Annotated in this window: 5 protein-coding genes, 2 tRNA genes and 1 pseudogene; 3 read left to right on the top strand and 5 right to left on the bottom strand. The window is 45.8% G+C overall.

Annotation, left to right across the window (positions count from 1 at the left end):
- The 5 genes and pseudogenes from metX to ileS form a co-directional block, all read right to left on the bottom strand.
- A pseudogene (gene metX / locus JHC35_RS00065) lies at nucleotides 1–163 on the bottom strand (homoserine O-acetyltransferase); the annotation flags it as partial.
- 8 nt (nucleotides 164–171) lie between these two features.
- Nucleotides 172–1443: an O-acetylhomoserine aminocarboxypropyltransferase/cysteine synthase family protein gene (locus JHC35_RS00070; protein ID WP_295041231.1), complete on the bottom strand. Its 1272-nt coding sequence runs from the start codon at nucleotides 1441–1443 to the stop codon at nucleotides 172–174.
- Nucleotides 1444–1543: 100 nt separating this feature from the next.
- Nucleotides 1544–2989 (bottom strand): IMP dehydrogenase, encoded by a 1446-nt coding sequence (gene guaB, locus JHC35_RS00075; protein ID WP_295041233.1) that lies wholly within the window; start codon nucleotides 2987–2989, stop codon nucleotides 1544–1546.
- A 3-nt stretch (nucleotides 2990–2992) separates the two neighbouring features.
- Nucleotides 2993–4333 (bottom strand): Asp-tRNA(Asn)/Glu-tRNA(Gln) amidotransferase subunit GatA, encoded by a 1341-nt coding sequence (gatA, locus tag JHC35_RS00080; RefSeq protein WP_295041235.1) that lies wholly within the window; start codon nucleotides 4331–4333, stop codon nucleotides 2993–2995.
- A 121-nt stretch (nucleotides 4334–4454) separates the two neighbouring features.
- On the bottom strand, nucleotides 4455–7205 hold the full coding sequence (gene ileS, locus JHC35_RS00085; RefSeq protein WP_295041237.1) for an isoleucine--tRNA ligase: 2751 nt from the start codon (nucleotides 7203–7205) through the stop codon (nucleotides 4455–4457).
- A gap of 98 nt (nucleotides 7206–7303) precedes the next feature.
- Between ileS and JHC35_RS00090 the strand changes: the two genes are divergently transcribed.
- The 3 genes from JHC35_RS00090 (at nucleotide 7304) to JHC35_RS00100 (ending at nucleotide 8688) form a co-directional block, all read left to right on the top strand.
- A complete protein-coding gene (locus tag JHC35_RS00090; RefSeq protein ID WP_295041238.1) occupies nucleotides 7304–8395 on the top strand; it encodes a CinA family protein in 1092 nt (363 codons plus the stop codon).
- A 127-nt stretch (nucleotides 8396–8522) separates the two neighbouring features.
- Nucleotides 8523–8598: transfer RNA gene (locus tag JHC35_RS00095), tRNA-Lys, on the top strand.
- Between the two features lie 14 nt (nucleotides 8599–8612).
- Nucleotides 8613–8688: transfer RNA gene (locus JHC35_RS00100), tRNA-Glu, on the top strand.
- Nucleotides 8689–8768 lie beyond the last annotated feature (80 nt).

Below are 8768 nucleotides of genomic sequence, written 5' to 3' on the forward strand. Positions count from 1 at the left end.
GATGAGAACCTGTAAGGGCATGGCAAATTACAATCACATTATCTTTCGCTTCATTGAGCTCTCCGTATGTTTCGTAAACAATATCATACGGTTCTAAGATACGTCCGCTCTCTAAATAGAGCGGATTAGTAAAATGTTCAGTGTAAATTTGCAGATTTAACATAATACCCTTTACGCGTCGAACGCCGCTTTTAAGTCGGCAATTAAATCGTCACAATCTTCCAGCCCGACACTTAAACGGATCAAACCTTCACTCACCCCCGCTTTTTTCAACTCCTCTTTGCTGAGCTGCTGATGCGTTGTAGAAGCGGAGTGGTTGATAATCGATTTACTGTCTCCAATATTGGCTACGATAGAGAATATATTTACATTGTCCAATACTTTTTTCGCCGTTTCAAAGTTTTCTACCTCGAAACTAAGCAGTCCGCTCGCACCCTTAGTAAGATATTTCTGAGCATTAGAATAACTTTTATCGCTTTCTAGCAACGGATAGTTTACTTTTTTTACACTCGGATGATTCTCAAGCCACTGTGCAATACTCAACGCACTTTGAGAATGCTGTTTCATCCGCAGTGATAATGTCTCAACCCCCTGAATAAATAACCATGCGTTAAAAGGGCTTAATACGGCGCCCGTGTCGCGCATTAATATCATTCTGGCTCTAAACGTAAACAAGATACCGCTTACCACCGAATCGGCAAATACCAAGCCGTGATAACTTACTTCAGGTGCATTAAAATCGGGATAACGGACGTTACCTTTGATTTTCTCCACAAGGTTTTTTCGCTCAACAATCAATCCGCCGATTGCAAGCCCCTGCCCTGTGGTGTATTTACTCGCACTGTGAACCACTACATCCACGCCTAACAATAACGGCTGACATAACATTGGTGTCGCAACCGTATTATCCACGATCGTGATAATGTTGTGTTTGTTAGCAATGGCGATCAATGCATCAAAATTTGGAACATCGATACTTGGATTGGTAATACTCTCAAAAAAGAGACATTTGGTATGTTCATCGATCAATGCTTCGATGGCATCGGTTGAATGGATATCAAAGAAACGGGCTTCGATTCCCAGACGTTTTAAGGTTTGAGAAAAGAGAGTTACCGTTCCGCCGTAGAGTTGGTTCGCTACGACAATATTATCACCCGCTTGCGCAACATTGAGTATGCTATAAAATATAGCACTCATACCGCTGCTCACTGCCAATGCAGCGCTTCCGCCTTCCAAAACAGCAAATCGTTTTTCTAAAACGGCGGTTGTCGGATTACCAACACGGGTATAGACGTTATCGGTCCCTTGCTGTAGATTAAAACTGCTCGCAGCAAAATCGGTACTGCCAAAATCAAATGCCGTACTCATATAGATTGGTACCGCCATCGTACTTTGAGTATCTTTATCGTATCCCGCGTGTAACGCTTCGGTTTGAAGTTGCATATTCATCCTTTGTGAATTTTTTGTGCAATTGTATCAACACAACCCACATTTTCCCATGTTTCCCTAACGGTATAATGGCCATTAGGTTAATAAGGAATATTTATACATGGTAGTTCGGTGCTTCTTGGGTAATAATAACATCATGAACATGCGATTCTTTCAAACCTGCACTGGTGATTTCAACGAACTCTGCTTTGTCCCAGAACGCTGCAATGCTCTCACTTCCGCAATATCCCATTGATGAGCGTAAGCCTCCCATCATTTGATGGACAACAGCGGCAATCGTACCGCGATACGGAACACGTCCCTCAATCCCTTCCGGAACGAGTTTGTCCGCCGCAGTCCCCTCTTGGAAATAACGATCGGTCGAGCCTTTGGTCATCGCTCCGATCGAACCCATTCCGCGGTATGCTTTGTACTGGCGCCCTTGATACATGATGGTATCTCCAGGAGATTCTTCCGTTCCTGCCAATAACGACCCCGCCATGATTGCACTCGCACCTACGGCAAGCGCTTTGGCAATATCGCCCGAATAACGGATACCGCCATCGGCGATAACCGGAACACCGTGTTTACGTGCGGCGCTGGCACACTCATCGATAGCCGAGATTTGCGGTACACCGACACCGGCCACAATACGGGTCGTACAGATCGATCCTGGTCCGATACCCACTTTGACACCGTCAACTCCCGCTTCGATCAACGCTTCGGTTGCTTCTGCCGTTGCTACGTTTCCGGCAATGATATCGACCACCATCTCTTTTTTAATTGCTTTAACGGTATCAATAATCCCTTTGGAGTGACCGTGTGCCGAGTCAAGAACCAAAACATCCACACCTGCATCAACAAGCGCTTTCGCACGGTCGATTTGACCGACGCCAATCGCCGCACCGACACGTAGACGGCCGAAATCGTCTTTATTCGCATGCGGATACTCAATCCGTTTTTTAATGTCTTTGATCGTAATCAAACCTTTTAGAAAGCCGTTTTCGTCAATAATCGGAAGCTTTTCGATCTTGTTTTTGTGCATGATTTGTTCAGCTTCTTCGAGGGTGATGCCCGCTTTTGCCGTAATCAAAGGCATCGGTGTCATCACCTCTTTTGCCTCTTTTTTCAAATCTTTTTCAAAACGCATGTCACGGTTTGTCAAAATTCCGAGCAATTTATTATGACCGTCCACGACGGGTACACCCGAAATTTTGAACTCATTCATCAACTGTTCCGCTTCTGCAAGCGTCGCATCCGGATGAACGTAAATCGGATCGATGATGATTCCGCTTTCCGATTTTTTGACTTTTTTGATTTGCTTAACCTGTGTCTCAATATCCATATTTTTGTGGATAATTCCGATTCCGCCCAAATGTGCCATAGCAATAGCGGCTCGATATTCGGTTACCGTATCCATTGCAGCTGAAACCATCGGAATATTGAGCGGAATATTACGGGTTAACATAGTTTTTAAACTCACCTCTTTCGGGAGAACCTCAGAGTATTTAGGGATGAGCAATACATCTTCAAAAGTGAGAGCGCGTTTACGAATATTCATCAATTATCCTTTTAGTTTGGTTTCGAGGCTCAATGCCCCGTTAAAGAGTGTTTGCTCCGCATACGGAGCGGCAATTAGTTGTAATCCGACCGGCATGCCGTTTGAAGCGGTATCCACCGGAATCGAAATGGCCGGAAGTCCTGCCAAATTGACCGAAATGGTATATATGTCACTCAAATACATCTCCAACGGATCGTTCAAAGTACCGAATTCATACGCTGTACGAGGTGCAACGGGAGTCAAAATAAGATCAACCTCTTCAAAAATCTTATTATACTCCTCTTGAATCAATGAACGCACTTTTTGCGCTTTGACATAATACGCATCGTAGTATCCCGATGAGAGAACGAAGTTCCCCAACATGATACGGCGTTGTACCTCCGGTCCGAATCCTTGAGAACGGGTTTGTAAAAATGTCTCTTTCAAATTTTCACCCTCTACACGGTTACCGTAGCGGATTCCGTCATATCGGGCAAGATTGGTCGTCGCTTCCGCTGTTGCGGTGATATAGTACGCAGAAATATCGTATTTCGGATCCATCAATGTTTTTTCGACGATGGTATGTCCCGCATTTTTAAGCACTTCAATCGCTTTGGCATACGCATTACGAACATCTTCGGAGGCATCTTTGACATAGTCTGGAACAATCGCAATTTTATACTGCACCGTTGCATCCAATTTATCGCTCACCGTTCCGTCGTTGCGATCCGCAGAGGTCGAATCTTTCGGATCGTATCCTTGGATAATGTCATATAAAATAGCCGCATCTTCGACGTTTTGGGTCATAGGTCCGATCTGATCGAGCGAACTCGCATACGCACCCAAACCGTAACGGCTGACACGTCCGTAGGTCGGCTTCATCCCCACGATTCCGCAAAATGCGGCCGGTTGACGAATCGATCCACCCGTGTCGCTTCCAAGAGCCGCTACGGCAAGCCCTGCCGCCACTGCCGCAGCCGATCCTCCCGAGCTTCCGCCCGGAACACAATTGTGGTTCAGCGGGTTAAGGGTTTTGCCATAGCAGCTGCTCTCGGTTGTCGAACCCATCGCAAACTCGTCCATATTGGTACGGCCAAACGGTGACATATTAGCGGCTAGAAGCTTGTCGATAACGGTTGCATTGTAGGGAGCGATATACCCTTTGAGGATATTCGAACCCGATGTGACCGACCATCCGGTTACTTGGATATTGTCCTTGATCGCGATCGGAATCCCCTCGCCGACATTAAGCACATCGATATAGGCATTGAGTTCAGGATTCGCGGCAATCTTAGCTTTGAGTTCTTCTTTGAGTGAAGCGAGTTCTTCTTTAGAGAGTTTTAACGCCTCTTTCAATGTAATCATACAGATTCCTTTCGTCGTTTTGCTTGTTTGACCATCAAAATTCCTAACGCGATGACGATAAAAATCACCCCAACCGTTTCGGCGACAAAGCTAAGCGGTACGGGCTGTGTCATATCGATCATTATTCAACTACCTGCGCACAACGAGGGCAAAGAGTCTCTTCGTTTTCACTGTGGTATTTCCAGCAGCGCGGGCATTTTGCTTTGGACGCAAGAGCGATATTGAATACATTCCCCTCAATCTCGAAAGTTCCTAAAATATCTTTGAGCTTGCACGCACACCATTTGGAGATAACCAAATACTCTTCAATATCTTTTTTCTCAAATGTATGTGGCATGTTTGTCGAAATAACCAATTCGAGTGTATTTTTAATGACTTTCTCTTTTTTGAGTCCGTCTACGATTTCGTTAAACGCAATACGAATTGCTTTAGCACGCTCTTCAGCCCAAGAACTTTCTACTGGTTCAATAGAAGCATAGGTTACATCGAAAATATCCCTAGCAGAACCTTTGATCACTGCAGGAGCATTCTCGAAAATCTCATCGGCGGTATAGGTCAGAATCGGAGCGATCAATCCCAGCATCGATTTAGCGATAATCGCCATAGCACTCTGGGTTGATCGGCGCTCCGCAGATGTAGCTGCATCACAGTACATACGATCTTTCGTAATATCGATATAGATACCGCTGAGTTCATTCACGATAAAATAGTTCAGACCGCTCATCCCGTGAACAAAATTGTATTCTCCGAACAAACGATGGGTTTCGTCAAACACCTCTTTGGCTTTGGAGACAATCCATTTATCGATTTCGCCCATTTCACTGTACGGTACGATTTCCTCTAAACCATCCAAATTCGCCAACATAATACGGAATGTATTACGGAGTTTGCGGTACTGTTCGGCAATCTGCTTGAGGATATTATCGGAGATTTTCAAATCCCCCTGATAATCGCTCATCGCTACCCAAAGGCGTAGGATTTCGCTTCCGTACTGACTCAGAACTTTTTCCGGTGCAACGACATTCCCTTTGGACTTGGACATCTTCTCACCCTTCTCATCGACGGTAAAGCCGTGAGTGAGAAGCGCTTTATATGGAGCGACGTGTTCCACCGCCGTACTCAAAAAGAGCGAGCTTTGGAACCATCCGCGATGCTGGTCTGAACCCTCGATATACAAATCAGCCGGATATCGCCCAGCATCATAGTTGCGTGATTTAAGCACCGCATTCCATGTTGAGCCACTATCAAACCATACATCGAGAATGTCACTTACTTTTTCAAGCTCATCGGCTTTGTATCCCGATCCCGGATAGAGAAGCTCTTCGATGCTCATCGAATACCATGCATCACTGCTGTGCATCTCAAAAATCATCGCGATGTAATTGAGCACCTTTTCATCCAAGATCACCTCACCCGTCGCTTTGACTCGGAAAAATGCGATCGGAACCCCCCAGTCACGCTGACGCGAGATACACCAGTCAGGGCGGTTTTCAACCATAGAGCCTAGACGGTTACGCCCGCTCTCCGGATAAAACGCCGTTTTCGCTACTTCTGCCTGCGCGATTTCTCGAAGCGTTTTACTCTCCCCATCAGGAGTTCCGTCAACGCTGATAAACCACTGTTTCGTCGCACGGTAAATAAGCGGCGTATGACTTCTCCAGCAGTGCGGGTAGGAGTGGCGGAATTTCGACACTTTCAAGGCACTCTCACCCAAAAGGGCGATAATCGGCTCATTCGCTTTGAAAATATGCATTCCGACAAACTCTTCGGCATTCGGAAGAAGTTTTTCTCGGACGATTGTCTGATCGTAACACCCCGTCTCATCGACCGGCATCACCACTTCGAGGTTATAGCGAAGACCGACACGGTAGTCGTCCTCCCCGTGTCCCGGAGCGGTGTGAACGCACCCCGAACCGTTCTCCATCAAAACGTGCTCACCCAAAACCAGATGCGATCCGCGTCCGTTTAGCGGGTTGATCGCATAGCTGTTTTCAAATTTTTTGGCTTCGATTTTTTGCACAACGCTTCCGCTAAAAACACCCTCTTCGATCAGTGCATTGTAGCGCTTTTCGGCTACGATATACCCATCAGATGTTCGAACATACACCTCCTCAGGGTTGAGAGAGATCCCTGTATTGGCTGGCAAGGTCCAAGGTGTTGTCGTCCAGATGACGATCGCGGCTTTCCCTTCGATACCGGCACGTACTTTGGCATCGTCGTTCAGCTCAAACGCGACATAGATCGAGTAGTCCTCTTTGTCTTCGTATTCCACTTCCGCTTCGGCAAGTGCGGTACGTTCCGCCCAGCTCCAGTAAACCGGTTTTGAACGCTCAATCAACAGCCCTTTTTTGGCAACGGAGCAAAGGGTGCGATAAATATTCGCTTCAAATTTGGAATCCATCGTCAAATACGGATTATCCCAGTCAGCAACAACACCCAGTTTTTTAAACTCTTCGCGTTGAACATCGACAAATTCACGGGCATGATCACGGCACATTTGGCGTACTTCTGCGGTGCTAAGAAGCTCTTTTTTCTGTTTTCCGCCCAGTTTTTTCTCAACCTGCTGCTCAATCGGTAATCCGTGACAATCCCAACCGGGGGTAAAGCGAACCGATTTACCGTTGAAGTAGTGATATTTCACGATAATGTCTTTGAGCACTTTATTAAGAGCATGACCGATATGGGTATGACCGTTGGCATACGGAGGACCGTCATGGAGGGTAAAACTTTGCGCCCCGACGCGGTTAGCTTTCATACGAGTGTAAACATCGTTAGCAATCCACGCGGCATAGCGTGTCGGCTCATTTTGAACCAAATTTCCGCGCATCGGAAATTTGGTTTGAGGTAGAAGGAGGGTCTCTTTATAATCCATCTGTTACCTTATAGAAAAAGTGGTGCATTATATCTTTTAGGTGATTAAATTTTGCTGTCACTGTGCTATACTATCCCAAATTTTTATTTGGAAGAACCATGAAACGTGATGTTATTTTCGTAGGAAATCGATTGATTTTAAATGAAGCATTTGAGCGATATATCCTTCGAAATATCAAAAATTCACTTACATCAATCGACTCTATCAGCTATTTCGAAGAGTCCGATAAAGGGCTTTTTTTACATCTTGAAACCCTTTTGAAAAGTGAATCCAAACTGATCATCATCACCACCAAAAGCACCTTTACCATCGTCGGAAAATTACTCAGTACCGTTACCGCAGACAATCAGGTGCTCAAAGAGCAAATGCTCATCCCATCACGGGTAAGCGTACTTGAAAACGGAAGTTATCTCCTTGCCCACAACAATTCTGAAATCAATGTGATCTTAGCAACGGAAGGTAAAGCACTTCCTCCGATTTTAATTGATGACGAATCGCGTCTTTCAACCATTCATCTCTTTAACGAAGAACTCACCAGCGCGCAGACCCTTTTGGAGCCGTTAGCCCAAAATTTCGATGTTAAACTTGAGTTCAGCGAATTGGTCGAGGGATGGCTGAAAATCCGCATTCATACCCGCAAGCACGGGAATTTGTCTCAATTTATCGCATCAGCACGCGGATTGATGTATCACAAAGTGATTGCCGCATCCAACGTAGCGGCTTACATCATCGAAAAACTTTCCCATCATAAAAAAAAGCTCTCTTTTGCGGAGAGTTGCAGTGGCGGATCGCTTGCCCATTATTTTACTTCACAAAGCGGTGCATCAGCCGTTTTTGACGGCTCTCTCATTACCTATTCCAACACACTCAAAGCCAACTGGCTTGCAGTGGACGATCACGCACTCGAAACACACGGTGCCGTCAGCGCCGAAGTAGTATTAGAGATGTCCGAGGGGGCAATGAATGTGAGTTTCGCCGATTTTTCCCTCTCCATCAGCGGTGTTGCCGGACCTACAGGAGGGAGTGAAGCCAAACCGGTCGGAACCGTCTATATCAGTGCACGCTCCAAAACAACGGTTCATACGGAACGTTTTCATTTTGAAGGTGATCGCAACTATATTCAAGAACAAAGTGTCCTAATGGCAGTCAAGATGCTCCTAAACATCGACAAAGAGCTCTTCTTTAGTTAATACGCAAAAAAGCAGGGCCAGCGCACGCGAGTATCCTTTTGCAAATCTTTCCAAAACAGCTTGACAAAACGTAAACTTTCCCCTATAATTTCGCCCTCACAATCACCGAGTTTCGATGGTTAAAGAGGTCTCGTTAGCTCAGCCGGTAGAGCATCTCACTTTTAATGAGGGGGTCGATGGTTCGAATCCATCACGGGACACCATGGTTGGTTTCAGTGACCCTTTCGTCTAGTGGCCAAGGACACTATCACTTCATGGTAGGAACAGAGGTTCAAATCCTTTAGGGGTCGCCACTTGTTCAATAGTTATTTAAACTCATGGGAGTTTAGCTCAGTTGGTAGAGCGCTACCCTTACAAGGTAGATGTCACAGGT

This window comes from Sulfuricurvum sp. (assembly GCF_022759005.1).
Taxonomy (GTDB): domain Bacteria; phylum Campylobacterota; class Campylobacteria; order Campylobacterales; family Sulfurimonadaceae; genus Sulfuricurvum.

Excerpts from the sequence above, each read along its gene's own strand:
- JHC35_RS00070 (WP_295041231.1), bottom strand. The coding sequence starts at position 1,443 with ATGCAACTTCAAACCGAAGCGTTACACGCGGGATACGATAAAGATACT.
- guaB (WP_295041233.1), bottom strand. The coding sequence starts at position 2,989 with ATGAATATTCGTAAACGCGCTCTCACTTTTGAAGATGTATTGCTCATC.
- gatA (WP_295041235.1), bottom strand. The coding sequence starts at position 4,333 with ATGATTACATTGAAAGAGGCGTTAAAACTCTCTAAAGAAGAACTCGCT.
- ileS (WP_295041237.1), bottom strand. The coding sequence starts at position 7,205 with ATGGATTATAAAGAGACCCTCCTTCTACCTCAAACCAAATTTCCGATG.
- JHC35_RS00090 (WP_295041238.1), top strand. The coding sequence starts at position 7,304 with ATGAAACGTGATGTTATTTTCGTAGGAAATCGATTGATTTTAAATGAA.